General features: G+C 70.1%; 23 protein-coding genes. 8 read left to right on the forward strand and 15 right to left on the reverse strand.

The genetic code is table 11. The features are described from left to right. Window positions 1-22: 22 nt before the first annotated feature. Genes RZ1_RS14910 through RZ1_RS14935 form a run of 6 tightly spaced genes read right to left on the reverse strand, consistent with a single transcriptional unit; the run spans window position 23 to window position 7,923 of the window. Entirely contained in the window at window positions 23-1,180 is a 1,158-nt protein-coding gene (locus RZ1_RS14910) for a VWA domain-containing protein (protein ID WP_072813034.1), read from the reverse strand. Next, window positions 1,177-3,435 (reverse strand): DUF5682 family protein, encoded by a 2,259-nt coding sequence (locus RZ1_RS14915; protein WP_072813036.1) that lies wholly within the window; start codon window positions 3,433-3,435, stop codon window positions 1,177-1,179. Before RZ1_RS14915 ends, RZ1_RS14910 begins: the two co-directional genes overlap by 4 nt. Next, window positions 3,393-4,496 carry an ATP-binding protein gene (locus RZ1_RS14920; RefSeq protein ID WP_072813038.1) on the reverse strand — a complete coding sequence of 368 codons (1,104 nt, stop codon included), beginning with the start codon at window positions 4,494-4,496 and terminating at the stop codon, window positions 3,393-3,395. The genes RZ1_RS14915 and RZ1_RS14920 overlap by 43 nt, the downstream gene beginning before the upstream one ends. After that, window positions 4,493-5,962, reverse strand: coding sequence for a DUF5691 domain-containing protein (locus RZ1_RS14925; protein WP_244899334.1), 1,470 nt, complete (start codon window positions 5,960-5,962; stop codon window positions 4,493-4,495). Before RZ1_RS14925 ends, RZ1_RS14920 begins: the two co-directional genes overlap by 4 nt. After that, window positions 5,959-7,254, reverse strand: coding sequence for an SWIM zinc finger family protein (locus tag RZ1_RS14930; RefSeq protein WP_072813039.1), 1,296 nt, complete (start codon window positions 7,252-7,254; stop codon window positions 5,959-5,961). The genes RZ1_RS14925 and RZ1_RS14930 overlap by 4 nt, the downstream gene beginning before the upstream one ends. Window positions 7,255-7,296: 42 nt before the next feature. Beyond that, complete coding sequence (locus RZ1_RS14935; RefSeq protein ID WP_072813041.1) at window positions 7,297-7,923, reverse strand: TetR/AcrR family transcriptional regulator C-terminal domain-containing protein; 627 nt, start codon at window positions 7,921-7,923, stop codon at window positions 7,297-7,299. 125 nt (window positions 7,924-8,048) lie between these two features. On the opposite strand from RZ1_RS14935, the gene bioB reads away from it, so the two are divergent. Both bioB and bsaP read left to right on the forward strand, forming a co-directional pair. After that, window positions 8,049-9,062 (forward strand): biotin synthase BioB, encoded by a 1,014-nt coding sequence (gene bioB / locus RZ1_RS14940; protein ID WP_072813042.1) that lies wholly within the window; start codon window positions 8,049-8,051, stop codon window positions 9,060-9,062. Between the two features lies 1 nt (window position 9,063). Further along, window positions 9,064-9,264 carry a biotin synthase auxiliary protein BsaP gene (gene bsaP / locus RZ1_RS14945; protein ID WP_072813044.1) on the forward strand — a complete coding sequence of 67 codons (201 nt, stop codon included), beginning with the start codon at window positions 9,064-9,066 and terminating at the stop codon, window positions 9,262-9,264. 69 nt (window positions 9,265-9,333) lie between these two features. Here the strand turns inward: bsaP and RZ1_RS14950 are convergent, their stop codons facing one another. After that, entirely contained in the window at window positions 9,334-11,040 is a 1,707-nt protein-coding gene (locus RZ1_RS14950; protein ID WP_072813045.1) for a cutinase family protein, read from the reverse strand. A gap of 229 nt (window positions 11,041-11,269) precedes the next feature. Further along, window positions 11,270-11,980, reverse strand: a complete 711-nt coding sequence (locus tag RZ1_RS14955) for an NUDIX hydrolase (RefSeq protein ID WP_072813047.1) — start codon at window positions 11,978-11,980, stop codon at window positions 11,270-11,272. 79 nt (window positions 11,981-12,059) lie between these two features. Here RZ1_RS14955 and nadA point away from each other — a divergent pair, with 79 nt between their 5' ends. The 5 genes from nadA to RZ1_RS14980 all read left to right on the forward strand — a co-directional run bounded on the left by nadA (window position 12,060) and on the right by RZ1_RS14980 (window position 18,830). Next, a complete protein-coding gene (nadA, locus tag RZ1_RS14960; RefSeq protein WP_072813049.1) occupies window positions 12,060-13,091 on the forward strand; it encodes a quinolinate synthase NadA in 1,032 nt (343 codons plus the stop codon). After that, on the forward strand, window positions 13,088-14,674 hold the full coding sequence (locus tag RZ1_RS14965) for an L-aspartate oxidase (RefSeq protein WP_072813051.1): 1,587 nt from the start codon (window positions 13,088-13,090) through the stop codon (window positions 14,672-14,674). The genes nadA and RZ1_RS14965 overlap by 4 nt, the downstream gene beginning before the upstream one ends. Before the next feature lie 3 nt (window positions 14,675-14,677). Further along, a complete protein-coding gene (nadC, locus tag RZ1_RS14970; protein WP_072813053.1) occupies window positions 14,678-15,544 on the forward strand; it encodes a carboxylating nicotinate-nucleotide diphosphorylase in 867 nt (288 codons plus the stop codon). Window positions 15,545-15,670: 126 nt separating this feature from the next. Continuing rightward, complete coding sequence (locus tag RZ1_RS14975; protein WP_083583720.1) at window positions 15,671-17,254, forward strand: MDR family MFS transporter; 1,584 nt, start codon at window positions 15,671-15,673, stop codon at window positions 17,252-17,254. Between the two features lie 178 nt (window positions 17,255-17,432). Further along, complete coding sequence (locus tag RZ1_RS14980; protein WP_174565207.1) at window positions 17,433-18,830, forward strand: WS/DGAT/MGAT family O-acyltransferase; 1,398 nt, start codon at window positions 17,433-17,435, stop codon at window positions 18,828-18,830. A 9-nt stretch (window positions 18,831-18,839) separates the two neighbouring features. Here the strand turns inward: RZ1_RS14980 and RZ1_RS14985 are convergent, their stop codons facing one another. Next, window positions 18,840-19,268 carry a CBS domain-containing protein gene (locus RZ1_RS14985; RefSeq protein ID WP_072813058.1) on the reverse strand — a complete coding sequence of 143 codons (429 nt, stop codon included), beginning with the start codon at window positions 19,266-19,268 and terminating at the stop codon, window positions 18,840-18,842. 160 nt (window positions 19,269-19,428) lie between these two features. Between RZ1_RS14985 and RZ1_RS14990 the strand changes: the two genes are divergently transcribed. Further along, the gene (locus RZ1_RS14990; protein ID WP_072813060.1) at window positions 19,429-19,725 is read left to right on the forward strand and encodes a DUF2470 domain-containing protein; all 297 of its coding nucleotides are present in this window, start codon (window positions 19,429-19,431) and stop codon (window positions 19,723-19,725) included. Window positions 19,726-19,751: 26 nt separating this feature from the next. Here RZ1_RS14990 and ctaD read toward each other — a convergent pair whose 3' ends face one another. From ctaD to RZ1_RS15020, 6 genes are all read right to left on the reverse strand, one after another. After that, window positions 19,752-21,506, reverse strand: coding sequence for an aa3-type cytochrome oxidase subunit I (ctaD, locus tag RZ1_RS14995; protein WP_072813195.1), 1,755 nt, complete (start codon window positions 21,504-21,506; stop codon window positions 19,752-19,754). 153 nt (window positions 21,507-21,659) lie between these two features. Beyond that, a complete protein-coding gene (locus RZ1_RS15000) occupies window positions 21,660-22,292 on the reverse strand; it encodes a LysE family transporter (protein WP_072813197.1) in 633 nt (210 codons plus the stop codon). Window positions 22,293-22,319: 27 nt separating this feature from the next. Next, entirely contained in the window at window positions 22,320-23,507 is a 1,188-nt protein-coding gene (locus tag RZ1_RS15005) for a glycoside hydrolase family 1 protein (protein ID WP_072813199.1), read from the reverse strand. A 5-nt stretch (window positions 23,508-23,512) separates the two neighbouring features. Then, a complete protein-coding gene (locus RZ1_RS15010; protein ID WP_072813061.1) occupies window positions 23,513-24,637 on the reverse strand; it encodes a DUF3141 domain-containing protein in 1,125 nt (374 codons plus the stop codon). A gap of 76 nt (window positions 24,638-24,713) precedes the next feature. After that, window positions 24,714-25,103 carry a hypothetical protein gene (locus RZ1_RS30550; RefSeq protein WP_072813063.1) on the reverse strand — a complete coding sequence of 130 codons (390 nt, stop codon included), beginning with the start codon at window positions 25,101-25,103 and terminating at the stop codon, window positions 24,714-24,716. 86 nt (window positions 25,104-25,189) lie between these two features. Beyond that, complete coding sequence (locus RZ1_RS15020) at window positions 25,190-26,878, reverse strand: PHA/PHB synthase family protein (protein ID WP_072813064.1); 1,689 nt, start codon at window positions 26,876-26,878, stop codon at window positions 25,190-25,192. Window positions 26,879-26,993 lie beyond the last annotated feature (115 nt).

Consider the following 26,993-nt stretch of genomic DNA (forward strand, 5'->3'; position numbering starts at 1 on the left):
GCCGTTGCACTCGGGCGCTCCCCTACAGCGACTGCGCCCACCGCCCGATATCGCCGCGTTCGAGGGCCAACGCCAGCAGTTCCGGGAACCGGTCGGGTGTGCACGCGAACGCCGGGATGCCCAGCGCGCCCAGCGCCGCCGCATTTTCCCGGTCGAACGCCGGAGCGCCGTCGTCGGACAGTGCCAGCAGCACCACCACCTGCACGCCGGCGTCACGCATCGACGCGATCCGGCTGAGCATCTCCGCGCGGATCCCGCCCTCGTACAGATCGGAGATCAGCACGAACAGCGACTCGGTGGGCCGGGTGATCAGCGATTGGCTGTACGCGATCGCACGGTTGATGTCGGTGCCGCCACCGAGTTGCGTGCCGAACAGCACCTCCACCGGATCGGACAGCTTGTCCGTCAGATCCACCACCGCGGTGTCGAACACCACCAGCGACGTGCGCAGCGCCCGCATCGACGCGAGCACCGCACCGAACACCGACGCATACACCACGCTCGACGCCATCGACCCCGACTGGTCGATGGCCAGCACCACGTCGCGCTGCACGGCCTGCGATCGCCGGCCGTATCCGATCAGCCGCTGCGGCACCACCGTGCGGTACTCCGGCAGATAGTGCGCGAGATTCGCGCGGATCGTGCGATCCCAGTCGATGTCGCGCAACTTCGGATTCGACGTCCGCGCGGCCCGGTTCAGCGCGCCGGTCACCGCGGACCGGGTGCGCTGCGCGATGCGCGCCTCGACCTCGCGCACCACCTTCTCCACCACCATCCGCGCGGTCGCGCGGGTCGTCTCCGGCATCACCTTGTTCAGGCTGAGCAACGTGCCGACGAGATGCACGTCCGGTTCGACGGCGTCGAGCAGTTCCGGTTCGAGCAGCAGCTGCGTCAGCCCCAGCCGCTCCATCGCGTCGCGCTGCATCACCTGCACCACCGAGGTGGGGAAGTACGTGCGGATGTCGCCGAGCCAGCGCGCCACCCGCGGCGCCGAACCGCCCAGGCCGGCACTGCGCCGGCCGCCCGGATCGGGTTCGCCGCGATCGTAGAGGGCCGCGAGCGCCCCGTCCATCGCCTCGTCGTCGGTGGAACGTAGCCCGCCGGTGGAGTTCTCCGCGGCCTCACCGAGCAGCAACCGCCAGCGGCGCAGTCGTTCCGTGTCGTCCGATGCTGTTGTCATGCAGGAACTCCCAGAATGAGTGCGGTGGCGCGGATGGCCCGGGCCCCGCGCTCGGTGTCGACGGAGGGGGCGGTGCTGCGAGTGCGCTCGCCGCCGCGCACCACCGCGCCGAGCGTGCGGCGCTCGGCGGGAGCGAACGCGCCGAACGTGCGGCGCAGCACCGGCAGCACGTCCACGAAATCCTGTGCGGGAAGCGCCGAGACCCAGTCGTCGATCAACCGCAGCAGGCTCTGGTCGTGCATGAGCAGCACCGCGCCACCCCCGACGAAACCGTCGATCCAGCGTGCCTTCGCACCCGGATCGCTGCCCACCGACAATGCCCGCGACACCCGCAGCGCGGTCTCGTCCTCGTCGATCCGGCCCATGTCGCGCAGCAGTCGCACGGTCCGGCCGGTGAGGATGCCGTCGACGTCGTCGCGGTCCGCGATCACCCGCAGGGTGCCGAGCCATCGCCGTCTCGTGGCCGGATCGTCCCGCACGGCGATGGCGATGTGCACGTCGTCCACGGCCGTGCGCAGCGCATCCGCCGCATCGGAATCGAGACCGGTCGCCGCGGCCGGCAGACCGGCGCAGATCCGGGCGAGCATCGCGTCGGTGACGTCCCCGAGCGACGACAGATCGGTGCCGCGGACATCGCCGTACCGCAACGTGCGGATGAGCGCCGGCAGCGCCGACATCAGGTGCAGCACATCGTGATCGAGCGCGGCCGCGGCATCGACCGCGGCGAGCACGTCCGGGATCGCCGTGCGCAGGTCGGCGAGCAACGCCTTCTCGAGTGTGTCGGTGACCTCGCCGAGCGAAATCGCGGGCCGCCACACCCGGTCGAGGACGATCGCGTGCGCCGCCGACTCGACGGTCGTTCCCCACCGTGAGGCCTCGACGACCGCGACCGACAGTTCCGGCTCCCACCGCAGGGTCCACGATTCGCGGAACGTGCCGGTGGAGCGGACCGCGCTCGTTGCCGCCCTCGCCCAGTCGATGCCGAGCAGCGCGAGGCGGTGCAGCAACCGCGACCGCTGCAGATCGTTGTCCTTGCGCAGATCCAGGTCGAGATTCTTGTCGACCGCAGATCGCTTGAGCCGCAGCGTCTTCGACCGCGCCTGCAGGTCCGCGTCCAGGGGTACCGTCGGGGTCTCGTCGGGGACCCCGCCGAGCGCCTCGCCGACGACGAGCCGCCGGGTCACCAGATCGAGCAGCACGTCGTCGCCGTCGCACAGCACTGACCGGGTCGCCTCGGTGACCTCGGCGAGGCCGGGCAGCGGCCGCTCGCGCAGCGCGGCCAGCGTGTGGGCCAGGCGGGTGGCCTCGATGACGTGCGCGCTCGACACCGGCAGGTCCTCGCTGCGCAGTTCCCGCGCGACCCGCGTGAACCACCGCTCGATCGTCCGGTCGTGGTGGGTGAACAGGTGGTGGTACCAGCCGGGCGAGGTGATGCCCGCACCGTATCCGGAGGCCGACGACAACCGCGAATGCGTCCACGGCACCCAGGTGAGCGACGTCTTGACCTTCGGCAGGCCCTTGAGCAGCCGCGCGTCGGGCGCCGCGGGGCCGGGCTTGCCGGACAGCGCCGGAGCGTGCATCGCCCCGCACACCACCGCGATCTTCTGTGCACCGGCCTTGATCCGCGCGCGGAGCACCTGCCGCATGTGCGCCTCGCGCCGCAGCGTGTGCTCGTCGATCTCCATCGTCTCGCGCAGCGCCGCCATCGCCTCGGTGATGGCATCGAAACCGTCTGCGTGATAGTCATTTGCGAGCTCAGCGGTGTTGTCCGGATACCGGGTCCCGGACTCGACGACCGCGTCCCACCACTGCTCGAAATCGTCGTAACCACCGGCGGCGGCGAGCGCGGCCAGCGGATCAGGCCCCCGGTCACCGGCCGTCCGGTCCGCCGCGAGGCTCGACGCCGCGGGCAGATCACAGAAGCGGACGTCCGCGTCGTGCAGGATCGCCCACTGCAGCGCCTGCCATTCCGGGGAGAACGTGGCCAGTGGCCAGAAAGCGGCTGTCGACGGGTCCGTGCTCGCGTAGCCGAGCAGCGCGACGGGCGGGCGCATCTGCCCGGACGCGGCCAAGGCCACCAGCGGATCGGCGTCGGCGGGACCCTCGATGAGCACGGTGTCCGGCTCGAATTCGGTGAGGGCGCGCAGCAGTGCGCGTGCCGAGCCCGGTCCGTGGTGCCGGATGCCCAGCACCCGGACCTGCGCGGTCACGCTCACCCGGCGACCTCGCGGCACGCCCGGTAGAAGTCGGCCCATTCGGGGCGGCCGCGGACGACGGCCTCGAGGTATTCGTCCCACACCACGGTGTCGGCGACCGGGTCCTTGACGACGGCGCCGAGGATGCCGGCGGCGACATCGGCCGAACGCAGGACGCCGTCCCCGAAGTGGGCGGACAGGGCCAGGCCGTTGGTGACCACCGAGATCGCCTCGGCGGTCGACAGGGTGCCCGACGGTGACTTCAGCTTGGTGCGGCCGTCGGTGGTCACGCCGCGGCGCAGTTCCCGGAAGACGGTCACCACGCGCCGGATCTCCTCGGCCGCCGCCGGGACCTGCGGCAGCTCGAGCGCGGACCCGAGCTGGGCGACGCGCCGCGCGACGATCTCGACCTCGTCGTCCTCGCTGGCGGGCAGCGGCAGCACCACCGTGTTGAAGCGCCGGCGCAGCGCCGACGACAGGTCGTTGACACCGCGGTCGCGGTCGTTGGCGGTGGCGATGACGTTGAACCCCTTCGTCGCCTGCACCTCGAGGCCGAGCTCGGGGACCGGCAGCGTCTTCTCGGACAGGATCGTGATCAGCGCGTCCTGCACGTCGGCGGGGATGCGGGTCAGTTCCTCGATGCGGGCGACCGCGCCGTCGCGCATCGCCGTCATCACCGGTGAGGGCACCAACGCGGCCGGGGTCGGACCCTCGGCCAGCAGCCGCGCGTAGTTCCAGCCGTAGCGGACCGCCTCCTCGGCGGTGCCGGCGGTGCCCTGCACGAGGCGCGTCGAGGTTCCCGAGATCGCCGCCGCCAGGTGCTCGGACACCCACGTCTTCGCGGTGCCGGGCACACCCAGCAACAGCAACGCGCGATCGGTGGCCAGGGTCGCGACCGCCACCTCCATGAGCCGACGCGGCCCGACGTACTTGGGGCTGATGACGGTGCCGTCGGACAGCTCCCCGCCGAGCAGGTACGTCACCACCGCCCACGGCGACAGCCGCCAGGACGGTGGCCGCGGCCGGTCGTCGACGCGAGCGAGCGCGGTGAGTTCGTGCGCGTACTGCTGCTCGGCGTGCGGGCGCAGCAGGCTCTGCTCGTCGATGACGGTGTCGGTCAACTCAACTCCTCGTGAAGGGTTCGGCGAAGTTTCAGGATGTCGGCGGCGGTCGCGAAGCGATTGAGCCGGACGAGATCGTCGGTGCGGGTGGCGGCGTCGTCGAACAGGTCGACCAGTTCGAACGGTGCGCGGCGTGCGAGGAGGTCGGTCAGTGCCCGGAAGCTGTGCGAATTCGGCGCCGCGGCGGTGTACAGGACGGTCAGGGCCTTCTGGGCGATGTCGGCGGGCCACGGTGCGGGCAGTGCGGCGAAATGGTCGACGAGCAGCGGTTGCCGCGCGGACATCCGTCGTAGGTGCTCGACGAGCACGTCCGGTGGCGCGTGCCCGGCGACGCGGGAGCCGGTCCGGTCGTCGCGCTGCAGGAGCTCCGAGGCCCAGGCGCTGTCGCGCTGATGATCGACGGCGGTCGCCCGGGCGTGCCGCAGAACGTCCCGCAGGTGCTCGCTCACCTCGAGGTCCAGCGCGTCGCCGATCGGCGTGCCGGGCGTGAGCCACGCGGACAGGGGCGCGGATGTCGCCAGCGCCCACACCCGCGCCCGGTCGCGTGTCTCCTCGTCCGTGTACGTGCGGTCCGCGCGTGCCGGCTCGACCGCGCGGGGCAGCGGGTCGTCGAGACCGTCCCGCACCGCGTCCGCGTCGAGCACGTCCGGGATCGTGAACTCGAGAGCGCCGTCCTGCACGCGTGTCCAGTCCTGCACCCGCCGGGTCATGCGGCGGCCGAACGAGGAATCCGGGAGCCGGCGCGACAGGTCGAGGGCGACCTCGCGGACCTTGCGGCTGCGATCGCCCAGCGCGGTCTCGAGCAGATCCTCGTCGTATACGCCGGACCCGGTCGCGAGTTCCCCGAGCAGGGTCTGGCGGCCCGAGGCGGCCTCGGTCTTCCACGACGCGGTGAGCAACTCGGTCGCGGCGGCGGGGTCCTGTGCACGCAGCGCCCGGAACCATCGGCGCCGGGTGGCCGCGGAACCGTGCTGCCACACGGACGGATCGCCGGTGTCGGGTGCCACCAGGTCGGACCAGTGCGGATTCTGCTGCGCCAGCCATCGGCCGCGGGGTCCGAGAAGGACGACCAGCTTGTCCCGCTGATCCTCGTCGAGCGCGGAAGCGCGCTCGAGCAGATCCACGACGATGCCGTGCGGAGCGCGGAAACCCTGTGCGGCATCGAGCCATTCGCCGATCAGATCGGACCGGACGGTGAGCAGCGCGCGGAGCCGCTCGGCGGCGGCCGGGGGCAGCAGCGGCCGGTCGTCGTCGGCGGCGGGCTCGGGCAGCGCGCAGGTCGCCGGCGCCGATCCGGCGGCGACGAATGCGCGTTCCAGTGCCGCGGCGCCGAGCAGTCGGTGTTCGGCCGTCCCGTCGATCGCTCCGGCCGTGGCGTGGGTGTGCAGCGCGGCGAAGTCGGGTTCGGTGCGGGCGGTGCCCAGCAGCGCCGCCGAGGTGAGGGACTCCAGTCCGTCCGTGCTCACAGGGCGATCGCCTCCTGCCCGGGTTCGAACACCGACGCCGGGGTGACCGCACGCCCGTCCCAGTCGCCGCACACCGTCACCGGGTGACCGCCCGAGACCGCGAGCAGACGCCAGCGGCCGTCGAGGTCGCCGCCCAACGGCAGCGCGCGTTCGGCCCGGTCGACGAGCCACCACCGGTCGCCGACGCGGGCGGGTGTCACGGCGCCGAGCAGCACCGGCCACGAGCGGATCCACGGGTCGGCGGCGAGCGCGGTGGCGTAGTCGCCGAGCGCGGTGTCGAAGTCCGTCGCCCGCAGGGTCGTGAACGGTTCCGGTGCCTGATGGCGTGTTCCGATCATCGCGCGCAGCGGGGCGGCGCCGGGACAGTAGTGCAGATCGGCGTCGACGAAGGTGCCGGGCGCGGGTGCGTCGGCATCGAATCGTGTTGTGCCGTGCGAGAAATCGAGAACAATCGCCCATCGTCCGGACTCTCGGCCGCGCAGCCACAGTTTCCGGGTGTAGATGCGGTTGTCCTCGGTGGTGCGGCTCGCGACCGTCTGCCAGCGGTCGCGGACCGCGGGTTCGCGGCGCACCTCGACCGTCCTGGTGGGGAACCCGAGGTGGGTGTGTACCGACCGGGTCAGGGGCTCGGGCAGCTCCGCGAGGGTGCGGACGGCACGGATCAGCAGATGCAGGCGCGCATACTCGCCGAGAACCCTTGTGGGCCAGTCGTCCTCGCTCGCGACGACGGACGGCAGCGCACGCAGCGCCCCTGCGACGCCGGGCATCTGCGCGTCGACCATGCGGCCGGCGATCTCGTCGTAGGTGGCGTAGCCGTGATCGACGGCGCCGAGTCCGCTGCGCATGCGGTCGGTCAGCCAGCGATCGAGATCCTCGAGTCCCGCGGTGGCGCGTTCGAGGCGGCGCCCTACCGTCGCCGGATCGGGTTCCTTGCCCGCGTCGTCCTCGGAAGTTGTTGGCTTCTCGGATTTTTCGGCGCGGTTGGTGAGCCACGTGGCGACCGTGTCCGGCGCGGGCGCCTCGGGGACGGTGCCGCCGGACCATTGCATGAGCAAGCCCAGGGCGTGTTTGCAGGGGAACTTTCGGCTCGGGCACGAACACCGGTAGGCGGGGCCGGTCAGGTCCACCGAAGCCAGATAGTGGGTCGAGCCGCTGCCCCGGCACACGCCCCACAGGGCGTGGTCGTTGCGTCCGGTCGCCGTCCATCTCGCGGCCAGCCCGCGGGCCGCCGTCACCGACGAGGGGTCGGGGGCGGCCGCGGCGATCTGCGCGGGGGACCAGGGTGTCGTCACGTCGGAGGAACGTACGGGAGGGGTCCGACAGGACGCCAACCGTCAGTGCGTCACGTGTTCGGTGAGCCGGCGCCGGATGCCGTCGACGAACAGGTCCAGGCCGAAGTCGAAGCGGACCGCCGGGTCGCCGTCGAGCAGGTCGTCGTCGGAGGTCCCGGGGGTTTCGGTGGTCACGTCGGGGGAAACGGGGGAGCGCGTCAGGGCGCCGATCTCGGCGAGCTGGATGCGTGACTGCTCGTCGACGGTGTGGCCGAGCACATAGTGCAGGAGCGCGTAGCCGGCGAGTTCGGCGTGCGCGCGGGACAGGCCGGCGTGCTGTGCGGCGGCGACGAAACTGTCGCGGGCGCGGGAGGTGGTCAGTCGCGACGCGTAGCTCGAGGCGACGAGTTCGGCGCCGTCGCGATGCGCGAGCAGCGCCGCGCGGAATCGGTGGGCGAGTTCGGCGAGGGCCTCGTCCCACGAGTCGGTGGTCGGCGGTGCGTCGACACCCTCGAGGATTCGGTCGGCCATCGCGCCCAGCAGCGTCTGCTTGTTGGGGAAGTGCCAGTACAGCGCGCCCGGCTGCACGCCGAGTGATCCCGCGAGCTTGCGCATCGTCAGGTCGCCGAGACCGTATTCGTCGAGGATTGCCATCGCACCGTCGAGGACGTCGCCGCGTCGCAACTGCACGTGTTCGCTCCCTCTGGTTTTCGTGCCGGTTCCCTTTGACAGTAGACGACCGCCACCCTAACCTGAACGTTGTTCAAGTGAACGGTGTTCAAGTTCGTTTCGTCCGCTACTCCAGGAGATCCGCCGTGACCAAGGCACTCGCCCCCACCGACATCCTCGCGGTGGCCCGCGAACAGGTGCTCGACCGCGGTGACGGTCTGCGCCGCGACCAGATCCTCGAAGTGCTGCAACTGCCCGACGACAGCCTCGAGGACCTGCTCACCCTCGCGCACGACGTGCGCATGAAGTGGTGCGGACCCGAGGTCGAGGTCGAGGGCATCATCAGCCTCAAGACCGGCGGCTGCCCCGAGGACTGCCACTTCTGTTCGCAGTCGGGACTGTTCGCCTCCCCGGTGCGGTCCGCGTGGCTCGACATCCCCAGCCTCGTCGAGGCCGCCAAGCAGACCGCGAAGACCGGAGCCACCGAGTTCTGCATCGTCGCGGCCGTCCGCGGACCCGACGCCCGGCTGATGGCGCAGGTCGCCGCGGGTGTCGAGGCCATCCGCAATGAGGTCGACATCCAGGTCGCGTGCTCGCTGGGCATGCTCACCCAGGAGCAGGTCGATCAGCTCGCCGCGATGGGCGTGCACCGCTACAACCACAATCTCGAGACCGCCAGCTCGTACTTCCCCAACGTCGTCACCACCCACACGTGGGACGAACGGTGGGAGACGCTGCGCATGGTCCGCGAAGCGGGCATGGAGGTGTGCTGCGGCGGCATCCTCGGGATGGGGGAGACACTCGAGCAGCGCGCCGAGTTCGCCGCCGAACTGGCCGAACTCGGCCCCGACGAGGTGCCGCTGAACTTCCTCAACCCGCGTCCGGGTACGCCCTTCGGCGATCTCGAGGTGCTGCCCGCGGCCGACGCCCTGCGCGCGGTCGCCGCATTCCGGCTCGCGCTGCCCCGCACCATCCTGCGTTTCGCCGGTGGACGCGAGATCACCCTCGGCGACCTGGGTGCCAAGCAGGGCATCCTCGGCGGCATCAACGCCGTCATCGTCGGCAACTACCTCACCACGCTGGGGCGTCCCGCCGAATCCGATCTGGACCTGCTCGGTGAACTGAAGATGCCGATCAAGGCCCTCGGCGAGAGCTTCTGAGATGTTCGATCCGTACACGGGCGTCGCGCTCGACAGCGGCGCCGATCCGGCCCGCCCGCGCGCCGCGCAACTCGGCCTCGAACCGCCGCGCTTCTGCGCGCAGTGCGGGCGCCGGATGATCGTCCAGATCGCCCCGGACGGATGGTGGGCGCGGTGCTCCCGTCACGGCACGATCGATTCGGCCCTGTACGAACAGCGCTGAATATGCGCCGGCGCTGAACATGCAACGAGGCCCGGAGGGAAACCCCTCCGGGCCTCGTCGTCGCTGCGCTCAGCGCTGTTGCGGCGGAACCGGGGTGGTCGTGGTCGGAGCGACCGTGGTGGTGGACGTCGCCGCGGTGGCCGGCGAGGCCTCCGTCGCAGGAGTTCCGGTCGCCGCGGGCTCGGCCACCGCCTGCGGCGTTGTGGTCGGGGTGACCGTGGCCGGATCGGTCACGAGCGGCGCGGCAGCCGGGCCGGTGCCCGGTGCAGGGACCGTGCCGGGCGTGGCGGTGGCTGCGATTTCCCCGGTCGACGGGGTGGTCCCGGTCTCCGTCCTACCCGGGTCCGTGGTCACCGCCTCGGGGCTCGGGATTGCCGTGGTGCTCGTCGGGGTCGCCGAGGTGGTGTCCGCGGTCACCGCGAGCGTCGCCGCGGGAGCGTTCTGAGCGGTGGTCTTGGGCAGTTCACCCTTGTCTGCCTGCTCCGCGAGATGGGTGAGCCACTCGGCGGCGTACTCGGCCGAGCTCACCGGCTTGCCGTTCGACGCGTCCGCGTCCCGCCAGTAGTCGAAGTGGTGCCCGCTGACCTCACCGAGGGTCTGCTGGTACGGGTCGCTCAGCGCGACCGGGATGGTGTTCGCGTTGTCCGCGATGAACCCGATGATCTCGTTGCGCACCTTGGCGGGCAGGTACACCAGGTTCTCCGCCGCGCTGAGGTTCAGTTCCGTGTCCGCGGCGACGTTTGTCGGCTGGGTCGGCGTGTAGCTGGGATCGGACACCTTGATCAGGACGTCGAGGAAGGTCTCGTCGGTCTGCATCCAGTTGCCCTGCGCCTGGATGTCGGCGAACGCGAGCATCGCGACGCGACCGACCGTGACCGCCAGATCCTGCCCGGTCGCCGGGGTGAGGCCTTCGTCCTGCATTCGGTCGACGTTGAGCTGGCGGCCGACGTTCGCGGCGAGCTGGATCAGCGCGACGTTGTCGGGGGCGTCGCACGTGAAGTCGCCGTCGGAGCAGAACGAGGCGATCTTGCCGTTCAGGGCGCCGAAACCGCCGCTGGTGTCGGTCGCGATGCCGCTGCCGTCGGCGCTGGTGTTCCCGGCCTGGTAGGGGCGGTCGTATCCGTCGGGATTGCGGAACGGATCGTCCGCGCCGGGGAACGGGCCCTCGCCGGCGGTGCGCCCGGCGTCGGCGAGGATGACGACACCGACCACGGAGTTGGGGTCGATGATGTCGTACGAGCCGTCCTCGTTCGGGGTCTGGTTGCCGATCTCCATCGCGGCCCGGCGGGCCACGTCGGCGCCTTCGCTGTATCCGACGATCGCGAACTGCGTGTCGGGGCACTCGGCGCGGATTGCCTGCATCACCGTCTGGGTGTTGTCGACGCCCGCCTCGACCGCGTCCTCGTAGGACGCCATGTGTGCGGGGTACTCGATGTAGAACGCGGCGTAGTCCGTGCCGGCGTCGCGCGGGGCGTTGACCACCGGATCGACCCAGTGGCTGTTGTAGTCCCCGGACATCGCCGCGGGCAGGGTGGTGCCGTCGGGTGTGGTGAGCATGGCGTGTGTGCCGTCGCGGGGGCTGTCGCCCCGGCCGCCGATGGCGATGCTCACCATGTCGTGGCATTCGTTGGTCATCGCGACCAGTGTGGTGTCGGTCCTGACCGGTGTGTCGGTCCCCGTGACCGCTACCGCTACGAGAGCCGCGATCCCCAACACTGCCGGTGCTGCCAAACCCGCTGCGATCCGCCGTCGATGCGACGCCGTCTGCTCTGCCATATCCGTCCAATCCGGTTGTGGTCACCAGTCGACCACCCCGCAATGGGGCGCCCCCGCGTCACAGGGCATGTCGGCGGTTCGGAGGACGGCGTTACATCCAGATCTCCCGCTGCACCCGCGAACCAGGGTGACGGGAACCGATATTCGGTCGGACCGGGTGAAGGTTCGCATCACCCGGTGGGGCGGGCGGCCGGGCACGGGCCGGGGTGGCGGAGGAGCGAGGGTGGCTTCAGACGGGTGGGCGCAGGGCGGCGAATTCGTCCGTGACGCGCAGGTTCGAATCGGTGAAACGGTAGAGGGCGGCGGGGCGACCGCCGGTGCGTCCGGGCGGCGCGGTCGTGCCGGTCGCAGTCAGGACGTTGCGGCGCTTGAGGACTCGCTGAAGATTGGTCGCATCCACCTGGTAACCCAGTGCAGCGCAATAGATGTCGCGCAGTTCCGACATGGCGAACTCGGCGGGGGCGAGTCCGAACGCGATGTTCGTGTAGGACAGTTTCGCGGCCAGTCGTGCACGGGCGTTGTCGACCATCACGCCGTGGTCGAAGGACATCTCCGGCAGGTGCGCGACCGGGTGCCAGGCGGTGTCGTCGGGCAGCTGCGGATCCGACGTACTCGGCACCAGGCCGAGGTAGGTGGACGCGATAGTGCGGGGGCCGGGGATGCGGTGCGGCGCGGAGAACACCGACAACTGCTCGAGGTGCGAGACCTCGCGCACGTCCACCTTCTCGGCGAGCTGGCGGCGAGCCGACGTGGTGAGGTCCTCGTCGTCGCGCAGCCATCCACCCGGCAGCGACCACGTCCCGGCCTCCGGATCCAGTGCCCGCTGCCAGAGCAGAACGGCCAGTTCCGGCCCGGTGGCGGGCTTCTCGGAGGTGGCCGGAAAGTGGCGAACCTGGAACACCACGATGAGCACTTCGTGATGGGTGTTACTATGTGGCATGTTTTCGATCCTAAGTCGAAAACCCCCGAATACGGAAATCCGGGCGCAGCCCGTCCGGATTGCACGAAGGAGCTAGGCCATGACCACGACCGAGTGGGCGGGAGCCGCCGCCATCGTCGACGGCCCCGGCGGTTACACCGGCATCGAGGCGACGCCGGAGTGGGCCGAAGAGGTCCGTCGGCTGGCCCGCGAGCGCAACGCGACGCTGCTGGCGCACAACTACCAGCTTCCCGCCATCCAGGACATCGCCGACCACGTCGGCGACTCCCTCGCGCTCTCGCGCATCGCCGCCGAGGCAGAGGAGGACACCATCGTCTTCTGCGGTGTGCACTTCATGGCCGAGACCGCGAAGATCCTCAGCCCGAACAAGACCGTGCTCATCCCCGACGAGCGCGCCGGCTGCTCCCTCGCGGACTCGATCACCGCCGACCAGCTGCGCGAATGGAAGGCCGAGTACCCCGACGCCGTCGTGGTCTCCTACGTCAACACCACCGCCGAGGTCAAGGGCCTGACCGACATCTGCTGCACGTCCTCGAACGCGGTCGACGTCGTCGCCTCCATCGACCCCGACCGCGAGGTGCTGTTCCTGCCCGACCAGTTCCTCGGCGCCCACGTCAAACGCGTCACCGGCCGGGAGAACATGCACATCTGGGCGGGCGAATGCCACGTCCACGCCGGCATCAACGGTGAGGAACTGGCCGCGCAGGCCAAGTCGCACCCGGACGCGGACCTGTTCGTGCACCCCGAATGCGGCTGCGCCACCTCCGCGCTGTACCTGGCCGGGGAGGGCTTCGTGCCCGACGACAAGGTCAAGATCCTCTCGACCGGCGGCATGATCGACGCCGCCCGCGCGACCGGCGCCAAGCAGGTCCTCGTCGCCACCGAGGTCGGCATGCTGCACCAGCTCCGCAAGGCGGCCCCGGGCATCGACTTCCAGGCCGTGAACGACCGCGCCTCCTGCCCGTACATGAAGATGATCACCCCGGCCGCCCTGCTGCGCTGCCTGCGCGACGGCAAGGACGAGGTGCACGTCGACCCGGCCGTCGCCGAACGCGCCCGGCTGTCCGTGCAGCGGATGATCGCCATCGGCAACCCCGGCGGCGGCGAGTGACGACCCCCACCGGGGTCGGAGTGCGCTGGGAGGCCCACGCCGACCTGGTGGTGGTGGGCGGCGGCGTCGCGGGACTGACCGCGGCGCGCGCCGCCGCCCGTCGCGGGCTGACCGTGCTCACCCTGAGCAAGGGCGGTCCCACCGACACGTCCACCCAATACGCGCAGGGCGGCATCGCCGTGGTCGCCCCCACCGGCGACAGCGTCGACTCGCATGTCGCCGACACCCTCGCCGCCGGTGGTGGCCTGTGCGACGAGGAGGCGGTCCGCTCCATCGTCAGCGCCGGCCCGCACGCCGTCGCCGCGCTCACCGACCTCGGTGCCGTGTTCGACCGTGGCCGCGACGGTGATGTCGCCCGCACCCGCGAAGGCGGGCACTCGACCCGGCGGATCATCCACGCCGGCGGCGACGCCACGGGTATGGAGGTGCAGCGCGCCCTCAACGCGGCGAGCCTGCCCGTGCTGTTCGGGGCCGCCGCCGCCCGGATCCTCACCGACGCCCGCGGCGTCACCGGGGTGCTCGTGCTCGACGAGCGCGGCCTCGGCGTCGTACACGCCCCGGCCGTGCTGCTCGCCACCGGTGGTCTCGGCCAGCTGTACGCATGCAGCACCAACCCGCCCGGCGCCACCGCCGACGGCATCGCGCTGGCGTTGCACGCCGGTGCCGCGATCGCCGACGTCGAATTCGTGCAGTTCCACCCGACCGTGCTGTTCGCGCGCGGCGGAGAGGGCCGGCGCCCGCTCATCAGCGAAGCGGTCCGGGGCGAGGGCGCGCGCCTCGTCGACGCCCACGGCGCCTCGATCACCGCGGGGGTGCACCCGCTCGGTGATCTCGCACCCCGCGATGTGGTCTCCCGTGCCATCGCCGAGCGGCTCGCCGTGCTGGGGGAGGACCACGTGTTCCTCGACGCGCGGCACCTCGACGGCTTCGCCGAACGATTCCCGACGATCACCTCCTCGTGCCTGGCCGTCGGTCTCGACCCGTCCGCCGACCTGATCCCGGTCGCCCCGGCCGCGCACTACTCGTGCGGAGGCGTCGTCACCGACGTGCACGGCCGCACCGCGGTGCCCGGCCTGTACGCGGCGGGGGAGGTGGCCCGGACCGGCCTGCACGGTGCGAACCGGCTGGCTTCGAACAGTCTCCTCGAGGGACTCGTGCTCGGTGAACGCGCCGGGCACGCCGCCGCCGCGGAACGCGCCGGGATGCGCGTCGAGGCGACCGACGCGGCGCTGCCGATCCGCCGCTGCGCCGACCGCGCGACCCTGCAGTCCCTGATGACGCGGCACGCTCCCGTCGTGCGCGACGACGCCGGACTCGCCGCCGCCCAGGCGGGCCTCGCGGACGCCGAACGGATCCCGTGCACCGATACCATCGCGCTCGAGGACGCGGCGCTGACCGTCACGGCGAATGCCCTGCTCGCCGCGGCCCGCGCCCGCACCGAGAGCCGCGGCTGCCACACCCGCAGCGACAGCCCCGACACCGACCCGGCGCAGGCCCGCAGCCTCGAGATCCGCCTGATCGACGGCGACGTCGCGCTCAGCCCCACCGCCGTGACCACCCCCGACCTGACAGGAGTGCGTTAGACAATGGCCACCGAGTTACCCGACGGCCTCGACCGCGACGAGATCCTCACCCTGATCCGCGTCGCGCTCGACGAGGACCTGCGTTACGGCGCCGACGTCACCTCCGAGGCCACGGTGCCTGCGGACGCGGTCGCGACCGCCGCGGTGGTGCCGCGTTCACCGGGCACGATCGCCGGCATCGACGTTGGTCTGCTGGTGCTCGACGAGGTGCTCGGCGACGGCAACTACCGGGTGCTCGACCGGGTCCCGGACGGGCATCGGGTGCAGGCAGGTGAGCCGGCGCTCACCGTCGAGGCGCCGACGCAGGGTCTGCTCACCGCCGAACGCACCATGCTCAATCTGCTGTGCCACCTGTCCGGCATCGCGACCGCAACCGCGCACTGGGTGGATGCGGTCGCCGGGACCGAGGCGAAGATCCGCGACAGCCGGAAGACGCTGCCCGGTCTGCGCGCCCTGCAGAAGTACGCGGTGCGCGTCGGGGGCGGTGTCAACCACCGCATGGGGCTCGGTGACGAGGCGCTCATCAAGGACAACCACGTCGCCGCCGCCGGGTCGGTCGTGGCGGCCCTGCGCGCGGTCCGCGCGCACGCACCGGGCATCCCGTGCGAGGTCGAGGTGGACAGCCTCGAACAGTTCGACGAGGTGCTCGCCGAGAAGGCCGAGCTGATCCTGCTCGACAACTTCCCGGTGTGGCAGACGCAGATCGCGGTGCAGCGCCGCAACACCCACGCGCCGCAGACCCGGCTCGAGTCGTCCGGTGGTCTGACCCTCGACGTCGCCGCGGACTACGCGCGCACCGGTGTCGACTACCTCGCGGTCGGCGCGCTCACACACTCGGTGACGGTCCTCGACCTCGGCCTGGACATGTAGGCACTTGCCGACCGGCCGGGCCGGGCACAGAGTGGAACGGTGACGGGCACCGACCGCGACAGTGCCGGCCCGGCCGCACCGGTCGCGTTCACGCACCGCGAGATCCTGTCCATCCTCAGCGGCCTGATGCTGGGGATGTTCCTGGCCGCGCTCGATCAGACCGTCGTCGCGACCGCGATCCGCACGATCGCCGACGACCTGAACGGCTACGCGCTGCAGGCGTGGGTCACCACGGCGTATCTCGTCACCGCGACGATCACCACTCCGCTGTACGGCAAGCTGTCCGACATCTACGGGCGGCGCCGGCTCTACCTGACGGCGATCACCGTGTTCCTGGCCGGATCGCTGCTGTGCTCGTTCGCCACGTCGGTGTACATGCTCGCCGCGTTCCGGGCGATCCAGGGGATCGGCGCCGGCGGCCTGATGTCGCTGGCACTGGCGATCCTCGGCGACATCCTCGCCCCCCGAGAACGAGCGAAATACCAGGCCTATTTCCTCGCCGTGTTCGGCGTCTCCAGCGTCCTCGGGCCGGTGCTCGGCGGATTCTTCGCCGGGACCGGCAGCCTCCTCGGGATCACCGGCTGGCGGTGGGTGTTCCTCGTCAACGTCCCCGTCGGGGTGCTCGCTCTCGCGGTGGTCGCCCGCAACCTGCGGTTGCCCCCACAGCACCGGGCGATCCGCATCGACTGGTGGGGTGCGCTGGCGCTGGTGGTCGCGGTGGTGCCGCTGCTCGTCGTCGCCGAACAGGGCCGCGAATGGGGCTGGGGCAGCGGACCGGCGGTGGCGTGCTACCTCGCCGGCTGTGTCGGTGTCGCGGCGTTCGTCGCCGTCGAGATCGCGATGAAGGACGCGGCGCTGATCCCGATGCGGTTCTTCCGCAATCGCACGTTCGCGCTGGGTGTGCTGATCTCGCTGCTTGTCGGCACCGCGATGTTCGGCGGGATCTCGCTGCTGCCGCAGTACCTGCAGGTGGTGCGCGGATCGACACCGACGGTCGCCGGGCTGCAGATGATCCCGATGGTGCTCGGTATCATGATCGGCTCGGTGTTCTCGGGCCAGCTCATCTCGCACACCGGCCACTACCGGATCTATCCGATCATCGGATCGGTGATGCTCACCGTCGGCATGTTCCTGCTGCACACGATCGCGACCGACACGGCACTGCCGATCGTGATGGTCTACATGGCGATCGTCGGGTTCGGCTTGGGCAACCTCATGCAGCCGCTCACCTTGGCCTTGCAGAACGCGTTGCCGCCGCAGGACATGGGCGTGTCCACCGCGGCGGCCACGTTCTTCCGGCAGATCGGCGGCACCGTCGGTGTGGCGGTGTTCCTGTCGATCCTGTTCGCCCGGGTCACTCCCGCGATTGCCGATCGTCTGGCCGTCGCGGCCGGCGATCCCGGATTCCGGTCGGCGCTGACCGAGGCGGTGCGCGGTGGTGATCCGGTCGACGGGTCGTTCGCCCGCGGTGTGCTCGACCGGGATCCGGGTGCACTCGGTTCGGTGCTGGGCGACAGCTCGATCGTGCAGCGCCTGAACCCGGTCCTCGCGCGCCCGCTCGCCGACGGTTTCGCAGACGCGATGGACACCGTGTTCCTCGTGACGTCCCTCGTCGGTGCGCTGACGGTCGTGCTGGTGCTGTTCTGGCGGGAGGTGCCGCTGCGACCGGACTCCGGGCTCGCTGCGGCGCGAGCCGGTTCCGGCAGCTGAACATGCATTTGCAGTGCAATTGATCAAACGTTCGAACGAGTGGCGATCGCAGTGGTTGATGCCGTAGAACTGGGAGGGCACCCGATGTGATCGTTCTCACCGCGGGTGCATTCCGGTGAGCTGCAGGGGGCTCACCCCGAAGTGAGCTCTCGCGTCGCGGGTAGCGGAAAGACTCCGAATGCGGCTACCGATGCCACCGACCGATTCGATGTTCCTCCTCGGCGAGTCCCGTGAGCATCCGATGCACGTCGGGGGACTGCTGCTGCTCCAGCCCCCCGAAGGCGCCACCGCCGAGGATGTGCGGGCCCTGTTCGACGTGGCGTTGACCCGCGACGACGACGTGGCGCCGCTGTGGCGACGCCGCGCCGCGCGGTCGCTGTTCACACTCGGACAGTGGGCGTGGGAGGAGGATCCGCGCTTCGACCTCGACCATCACGTGCGTTTCAACGCTCTGCCGCGACCGGGTGGCGTCGACGAACTGTGGGAACTGGTGTCGCGGCTGCACAGCAGCGTCCTCGACCGTTCCCGGCCGCTGTGGGAGATGCACCTGATCGAGGGACTCGCCGACGGCCGATATGCGATCTACGTCAAGATCCATCATTCCCTCGCCGACGGTGTCGGCGCGATGAAGCTGTTGCGCCGCGTGCTCACGACCGATCCGTGCGAGACCGGTATGCCGGCGCCGTGGGGCACCGTCGATCGTTCCGACCCCCCGAAGTCCGGGGTCGGCACCGCCATCGACCTTCCCGGCGCGATCGTGCGCGCGGTGCGGACGACGGCCACGGAGGCGATCGGGATCGTGCCCGCACTGGTGGGCACCGTCGACCGGGCGCTGCACGCCCGCGGCGGGTCGATGTCGCTGTCCGCCCCGCGCAGCATGCTCAACGTGCCGATCGCCGGGGGACGCCGGTTCGCGGCGCGCTCCTGGTCGCTCGAGCGGCTGCAGATGGTCGCGAAGGCCGCCGACGCCACCGTCAACGATGTCGTCCTGGCGATGTCGGCGGGCGCGCTCCGCACATTCATGCTCGAACACGAGGCGCTGCCCGACGATCCGCTCATCGCGATGGTTCCGGTGGCGCTGCGCAAGGACAAGGATCCCGGCGGCGGTAACGACATCGGCGTCCTCATGTGCAATCTGGCGACGCACCTCGGCGACCCGCGGGCACGGCTGGACACGGTCCGGGACTCGATGGCCGAGGGCAAGCAGTCGATGGTCGGAATGTCGACGGTGTCGCGGCTTGCGGCCAGCGCCTTGGGTATTGCGCCGCTCGCGGTGGGGGTGCTCACCGGGAACCGGGCGCTGCCGCGGCCACCGTTCAACGTGATCGTCTCGAACGTGCCCGGTCCCACGGATCCGCTGTACTGGAACGGCTGCCGGGTCGACGCCCTGTATCCGTTGTCGGTGCCGGTCGACGGCCAGGCCCTGAACATCACGTGCACGAGCACCGACGGCGAGATCGCGTTCGGTCTCACGTCGTGCGGGCGCAGCATCCGGCAGCTGCATCCGCTGCTCGATCATCTCGGTGCGGAACTCGAGGCGCTCGAGAAGGCGCACGGGGTGAGCGCGCCGGCGTAGGTGGGACCGTCAGCCCTGGTCGATGTACGACTCGAGTTGATCGCGTTCGGCCTGCAACTCGTCGATGCGGCTCTTGACGACGTCGCCGATGCTGACGATGCCGGCGAGTTGCCCGTCCACGAGGACGGGCAGGTGCCGGATGCGCCGCTCGGTCATGGTGGCCGCGAGACTGTCGACGCTGTCGCTCGGCAGGCACGTGTACATCGCCGTGGTCATCACGTCGGAGACGCGGGCGTCGAGAATGCGGGGGCCGTGTACGTGGATCAGCCGGACCACGTCGCGTTCGGTGACGATGCCGATCGGCGTGGTGTCCTCGAGGACGACCAGGGCACCCAGGTTCCGGGTGGCCAGAACCTCGACGACCTCCCCGACCGTCGCGGTCGGAGGCACGGTCACCACGGTCCGGCCCTTGTTGCGCAGCACATCCGCGATTCGCATCCGGATACTCCGATCCATCCGCTCGTCCGTTACCCACCCGCGTCCGGCGCCGGCAGACATCGAGCGTATGTCAGCGCCGAGACCCACCTCGGCTTCTTTACCCACTCGTGACCGAGGCGCGCCGCCGTGCGGCGGGCACGGCTTCGCTAGGCTCACCGCCGTGACCCGTTTCGATGCCGCTGTCGTCGCCGCCGTGCTCGGCCATATGAACGACGATCATGCCGACGACAACCTGTTGATCGTGCGTGCCTTCGCGGAACCGGCCGTCACGGCCGCGCGCATGATCGGTCTCGACGGGGAGTCCGGTCAGTGGCAGCTGACCACCGGCGACGGCGAGAAGACCGTGCGGGTGCCGTGGCTCGAGCCCGTCACCGACCGGGCGTCGATCCGCGTCGCAGTGGTCGCGTTGTACCACGCGGCGTGCGAACGACTCGGAGTTGCACCCGCCGAGCACTGACTCGGAGAGGCTGATCGGGAGATGCGTCAGGTCCCCTCCGGGGTGCGATCGGCGAGATCCTTGAGGTGCGGTTCGGCGACCTCATGGCTGCCGCTGCCCCAGCCGACGTGCGATTCGACCCGCATCTGCTCGGACATGTGCGGGTAGTGCAGCTCGAACGCCGGACGCTCCGAGCGGATGCGCGGCAGCTCGTAGAAGTTGTGCCGCGGCGGCGGGCATGTGGTCGCCCATTCGAGGGAGTTGCCGTAGCCCCACGGGTCGTCGACCGTGACGACCTGGCCGTACCGGTAGCTCTTGAACACGTTCCACAGGAACGGCAGTGTCGACGCACCGAGGATGAACGCGCCCACCGACGAGATCGTGTTCAGGGTGGTGAAGCCGTCGGTCGGCAGGTAGTCGGCGTACCGGCGCGGCATGCCCTCGTTACCGAGCCAGTGCTGCACCAGGAAGGTGGTGTGGAAGCCGATGAAGGTCAGCCAGAAGTGCCAGCGTCCGAGGCGCTCGTCGAGCATGCGGCCGGTCATCTTCGGGAACCAGAAGTAGATGCCCGCGTAGGTGGCGAACGCGATGGTGCCGAAGAGCACGTAGTGGAAGTGGGCGACCACGAAGTACGTGTCGTGCACGTGGAAGTCCAGCGGCGGGCTGGCGAGGATGACGCCGGTCAGGCCACCGAAGAGGAACGTGACGATGAAGCCGACCGAGAACAGCATCGGGGTCTCGAAGGTCAGCTGCCCCTTCCACATCGTGCCGATCCAGTTGAAGAACTTCACGCCCGTCGGAACGGCGATGAGGAACGTCATGAACGAGAAGTACGGCAGCAGCACCGCGCCGGTGGCGTACATGTGGTGCGCCCACACGGCCATCGACAACGCCGAGATCGCGATCGTCGCATACACCAGGCCGGTGTAACCGAAGATCGGCTTGCGGGAGAACACCGGGATGATCTCGGAGATGATGCCGAAGAACGGCAGCGCGATGATGTACACCTCCGGATGGCCGAAGAACCAGAACAGATGCTGGTAGAGGATCACCCCGCCGGTGCCGGGGTCGTAGATGTTCCCGTTCAGCACCCGGTCGACGAGGGCCCCCATGAACGCGGCGGTCAGCAGCGGGAACACCAGCAGGATCAGGATCATCGTGATGAAGATGTTCCAGGTGAAGATCGGCATCCGGAACATCGTCATGCCGGGCGCACGCAGACACACCACGGTGGTGATCATGTTGACCCCACCGAGGATGGTGCCCAGACCGGCCACCGCGAGGCCGGCGAACCACAGGTTTGCGCCGACGCCGGGGGTGTGCAGACCGTCGGCGAGGGGCATGTAGGACGTCCAGCCGAAGTCCGGCGCGCCGCCCGGGGTGATCAGGCTGGAGGCGACGACCAGCGCCCCGAACAGAAACAGCCAGTAGCTGAAGGCGTTCAGGCGCGGGAACGCCACGTCGGGGGCACCGATCTGCAGCGGCAGGATGTAGTTCGCGAAACCGAATACGACCGGTGTCGCGTACATCAGCAGCATGATGCCGCCGTGCATGGTGAACAGCTGGTTGTACTGCTCGTTGGACAGGAACTGCAGACCCGGGAGGGCGAGCTCGCTGCGGATCAGCAGCGCCATCAGGCCGCCGATCAGGAAGAAGGTGAACGAGGTCGCGATGTACATGACCCCGAGTGTCTTGGGATCGGTGGTGGTTATCAGCTTGTAGAGCACCGAGCCCTTGAGGTGGTAGCGCGCAGGCGTGGGGCGCGTAGCTCGGGGCGAGGGGGCGGTCACCACAGGATTCACGATGTCTCCTGTCCGCCGTCCGAGGACGGTCGAGTCGTGCACCACCGAGAGGTTCGGACACGGGTACCGACACCCGGCACCGGACGACCGGCAGTTGGCGGTCGGGGCCAGCGTAACCCCGTCCGGCTCGAGCGCGAGGGGCTTTCGGCCGGGTCAGACCGTCGCGGCGCGGCGGACCGTCGCGAGGACAGCGGCCGCGGTCAGGAACAAGCCGGAGAACACCCGGTTGGTGATCGTCTGCTGCCGCGCGGAGCGCATCGCGGTCAGCACACGTGCGGCCAGGCCGGTGTAGCCGGTCATCACGATGACGTCGACGGTCACCATGGTCGCCGCGATGGCGAGATACTGCGGCACCAGCGGCGCCGCGGGGTTCAGGAACTGCGGCAGCACCGCCAGCATGAAGACGACGGCCTTCGGATTCGAGGCGTTGACGAGGAAACCGCGCAGCACCAGCGCCGGCGCGGAACCACCCCGCGTCGGCGATTCGGTCTCGGTGTCGGCGGGGCGGGCCCGCCACTGCCGGACCCCGAGGTACACCAGATACACGACGCCGAACCATTTGATCACGGTGAACGCGGTCGCGGACCGGGCCAGGACCGCGCCGACACCCGCGGCAACCACCGCGATCTGCAGCAGCAGACCCAGTTGCAGACCCAGTATGTTCCAGTAGCCGCGGCGCAGGCCGTGCGTGAGCCCCGAGGACATCGACGCGACGGCTCCGGCGCCGGGCGACAGGCTGATCACCCATGCTGCGCCGAGGAAGGCCAGCCACATTTGCCACGTCACCCGGAAGAGCGTAGTGCAGCGTGGCACCTAGGGTGTGCCACCGACGATCGTGCGATAGGCCTCGACTCCGTCGGTGGGGCGGCGGGTCAGAGCCGGATCGGTGCGGGCGTCGACGGTGTAGAGGCCGAATCGCGGAGTGTACGAACCCCATTCGTAGTTGTCGGTGAGCGACCAGTAATTGTATCCGAACACCGGTGCGCCGTCGTCGATCGCGCGGGCCACCGCGGCGACGTGTTCGTGCAGATGCCGGGAACGGGTCCAGCCGTCCGGGCGCGGCGCCCCGTTGGCGGTGGGCATGCCGTTCTCGACGATGTACAGCGGCACACCCGGATATCGCCGCGTGTAGTCCATCAACGCGTCGTACAGTCCCTGCGGATGCGGCCGAACCGCCGCGAAGTCGTCGACCGCGGCATGGATCGCGGTCAGATTGCCGGGCGCGACCCCGTAATAGTAGTCGACGCCGACGAAGTCCACACTGTCCCGGATGCGATCGAGGAACAACGTGTCCAGATAGGGCTGCGCTCCCGGGACGTACGCGACGTTCGAGGTGACGTTCGCGCCGGGATCGAGCCGGTGGATCAGCGTGTAGGCCTCGCGGTGCGCGGCGACGAGTCCGTCGAACATGCGGCGGACCTCGGTGGGGAACAACCCGCCGAACGTGATCTCCTTCTGCACGTAGATCGTCGGTTCGTTGACGGTGACCCACATCGCCCCGAGGCCCGAGTACCGGGCGACCACCCGTTCGGCGTTGGCCAGCCAGGCCGCGACCGTGCCGGGATCGGCCCAGCCGCCGCGGTCGGCGATCCACCCGGGGTACACCCAGTGGTCCAGGGTGATCATCGGGATCATGCCGTGCTCGCGGATCACGGCGACCACGTCGTCGTAGTACGCGAGTTCGGTCTCGTCCCAGCGACCGGGGTGCGGCTGGATCCGGGCCCATTCGACGGAGAACCGGAAGACGTCGACGCCGAGGTCGGCGGCGCGCGCGACGTCCTCGCGATAGCGGTGACGGAAGTCGACGGCGGCACCGATCGGGTCATGGGTGCGGCCCGATGCGGAGTAGCGGGACCAGTTGCTGTCCGGCGACGAGCCCTCGGACTGGAATCCCGAGGAGGAAACGCCCCACAGGAACTCGGTGGGCGCCGCCCCGGCTGTCGTCGTCGAGAGGACCGATGCCGTCAGGATCAGCGCAAGCGTGACGACCGCTGCACGCACCCGGTTCACCCCGGCCCCGCCGCGACGGCGGATGCGATCGGTGTCCACCGTTCGGACAGGACCCGGCGGCCGACGAACAGCCCGATGTGCCCGTCGTCGACGGTGTACACGGTGATCCGTTCGGGGGCGGTGCCCACGAGCGCGGCCAGCGCGTGAACCTGCGCCGGTGGAGCCAGCAGGTCGCCGGTTCCGGCGAGCAGGGTCAGCGGGCAACCGATCGCGGTGAGGTCGACGCGCCGCCCGCCGACCACCAGTTCTCCGCCGGCCAGTTCGTTGCCCACGACGAGGTGCTCGATGATCCAGTCGCGGAACGCGGCGGGGATCGGTTGCCGCCACACGAACCAGCGGCGCTGCTCGGTGATCCGCGCAATCACGTCCGGGTTGTCGAGCCCGGCGAGCAGGTCCATCGCCCGCTGGACCTCCCCGACGGGATCGGTCAGGTGCACGCCGAGAGCGCGCCCGGTGTCGTAGAGCAGGGCCGCGACGGCGGCGCCCGCCCCGTGGGGCAGGCTGCCGAGCAGTCCGATTCCGGGGCGGCCGGCGTGGAAGTCGGTCGGCGCTCCCGCGACGGTCAGGGTGTGCACCTGGCCGGGATGCAGCGCCGCGTACACGGTGGCGAGCCATCCGCCCTGGCTGTCACCGATCAGGTTGACCCGTCCGCCGAGCTGGGCCACCGACTCGGCGACGACGGCGAGATGTTCGTCGATCGAGGCGCCGTCGGTCTCGGCGGTCGCGGGCAGCCAGTCCAGGCAGTACAGCCGGGTCAGTCCGCCGGCGTGCAGGGCCGTGACCTGGCTGCGCTCGGTGGAGTGGTCGACGATGCACGAATCGGTGCCGGCCTGCGGGGGCAGGAGCAGAGTGGGCACGATCCCGGCCGCCGACGGGGACGCAACGGTGCAGTCCCGCAGCCGTGCCAGCGGCCAGTGACGGACGACGGGCCACGGGTGGGCCCACCCGGGACGGTCGCGGTCGGTGAGGACGTTCACGAGTGCGGCGGCATCGTCGACGATGTCGAGGGGCCCGGCACCGCGCCGGGCCAGGCCGAGCAGGTAGGCGCTCCAACCGGCGATCGCCGCGGCCCCGATGCGGAACGGGGCGGCGGTGATCGCGGCAGGTGATACGGCGTCCATGCTGCAGCCTAAGCCTGCGGCTCGGGAGCCGGTGCGCGTTTCCTGTCGTCCGGTTCGGAGACGGGGCGCGCGGCGCTCACTTGAGGAGGTCGCGAGCGGTGGTGGCGGTGGTGGCGGTCAGTTCGCGGGCGAACGAGACCTGGGCCTTCGCGAGATCGGCGACCCACTCGACGGGGGTGGCCTCGGCGAACTTCTCCTGCAGGTCGAGAAGGCTGAAGACGGTCTTCTCATAGGTGTCGACGGCCAGGTTGCCGCTCTGCTTGGCGGCGTCGACGATCTTGCCGTTGAAGTCGTTCACGCGGGCGGTGGTGTCGTCGACGGCCTTGCTCAGCTCCTCGGTGGCGCGGGTGGCGGCCTGAGTGGCGGAGGCGGCGACCTTCTGCGCGGCGTCGGTGGCGTCGGTGGCGGCCTTGGCGGCGGCGTCGGTGGCGGCCTTGGCGGCGGAGGGGGTCTTGGGGGTGGTCATAGCGAGTCCTTCTGTCGGTGGTGGAAGCGCCTCGAACAACGCTGTTAGCAAGTTAGCACGATGATTGCTAACGCGCTACCGGCGCGCTAAGCGAACACGTAGGTGCCCGGTGCGTCGCACAGCGCCGGATGCGCGGTGCTGCCCAGCGACGGCGGCGCCACCAGCGCGCCCGCCCGCGCGCCGGACCACGCCGCCCAGTCCTCCCACCACGACGCCGTCGTGCGGGTGGCCCGGTCCTTCCATTCCTGCGCCGAATCCGGCAGGGCGGCAGGGGTTTCCGCATCGGGTGCGCCGACCGTCTCGAACCAGCACTTCGGCCCGGGCGGATTCACCGCTCCCGCAATGTGACCGCCGTTGGACAGCACGAACCGGACGGAGCCGCCGAGCAGCCGCACCGACTCGTACGACGACGTCCACGGCACGATGTGGTCGTTGATCGCACCGACGATGTACGTGTCGCACCGGACGTCGCCCAAATTCACTGTCGCACCGTCGAGTTCGTATACGCCTTCGGCGAGCTCGTTGCGCCCGTACAGGGTCCGCAGGTAATGCGAATGCATGGCCGCGGGCATCCGGGTGCTGTCCTCGTTCCAGGCGAGGATGTCGAACGCCGTCGGTTTCTCGCCCTTCATCCACCGCGACACCCAGTACGAGAAGATCAGATCCTTGGCCCGGATCATGTCGAAGCTGCCCGACATCTCGTGGCCGGACAGGAAACCCTGGGCGCGCATCCGGAATTCGACGTTGTCGAGGGTGGCCGGATCGGTCAGCAGTCCGAGTTCGCCGACGTCACTGTAGTCGAGCAGAGTGTTGAGCATCGTCAGCGCGCAGATGCGGTGGTCTCCGTCGGCGGCCAGTCGCGCGGCGGCCATCGCGGCCATCGCGCCACCGAGGCAGATGGAGAGCACCTCGATCCGGGACGATCCGGTGATCTCCTCGACGACGTCCAGCGCCGACGCGATGCCCTGGACGTAGTAGTCGCTCATGGTCACGTTCTGCATCGACTCGTCGGGATTGCGGTACGAGATCATGAACACGGTGCGGCCGTGACGGATCGCCCACTCGACCAGGCTGCGCTCCGGCGCAAGATCGAGAATGTAGTACTTGTTGATCCACGGCGGCGCCGCCAGGATCGGGATCTCGTGCACCTGCTCGGTCTGCGGTGCGTACTGGATCAGCTCGATCAGTTCGTTGCGGTAGACGACCTTGCCCGGCGTCGCCGCGAGGTTCTCTCCGACGGTGAAGGCGTCGACGTCGACCTTCAGGGGCTGGCCGCCCCGGTTGGTGAGGTCGTCGAGCGCGAACCGGGCGCCGCGCAGCAGGCTCGCGCCGCCGGTGTCGAACGCGCGGGTCAGCACCCCGGGGTTGAGCAGGAAGTTCGACGGCGCCAGGGCATCGAACATCAGGTTCGTGAACTGGCGGGCCTTGCCGTCCTGCAGCGGGTCACCGGCACCGGCGTCGGCGAGCTCGAGCGCGTACTCGCGGGTGGCCAGGTAGCCCTGCAGCAGCGAGAAGTAGGCCGGGTTCTCCTTCCACGCGGTGTCGGCGAACCGCCCGTCCCGCGGATCGACGGGCAGGGGCGGCTGTGCGTCGGCCTCGTTGAACACGCGGGTCGCGGCGGCGGGGATCCGGGCCAGCCGCGTGGTGTATCCGGTGGTGGCCGAGGCGACCTTCTGCGGATTGCGGACGGCGCGTCCGGCCACGGACGCGACGGCGGGGGCCCAGCCGATCGGATCGAGGGTGGACTTCAGCTTCTTGTGCACATGGTCGAGCACGGGCTCACTCCAGGGGTCGGGGATGCCCGAGGGTGACACGGAGGGTGGGGGCCTGCACCTTACTTCGAGGTACATGGTCCCTGCAGGTAGCGGCGCCGCGGATGAGACGCCGTCC

It is taken from the genome of Rhodococcus zopfii NBRC 100606 = JCM 9919 (assembly GCF_001895025.1).
GTDB classification, from domain to species: Bacteria; Actinomycetota; Actinomycetes; order Mycobacteriales; family Mycobacteriaceae; genus Rhodococcus; species Rhodococcus zopfii.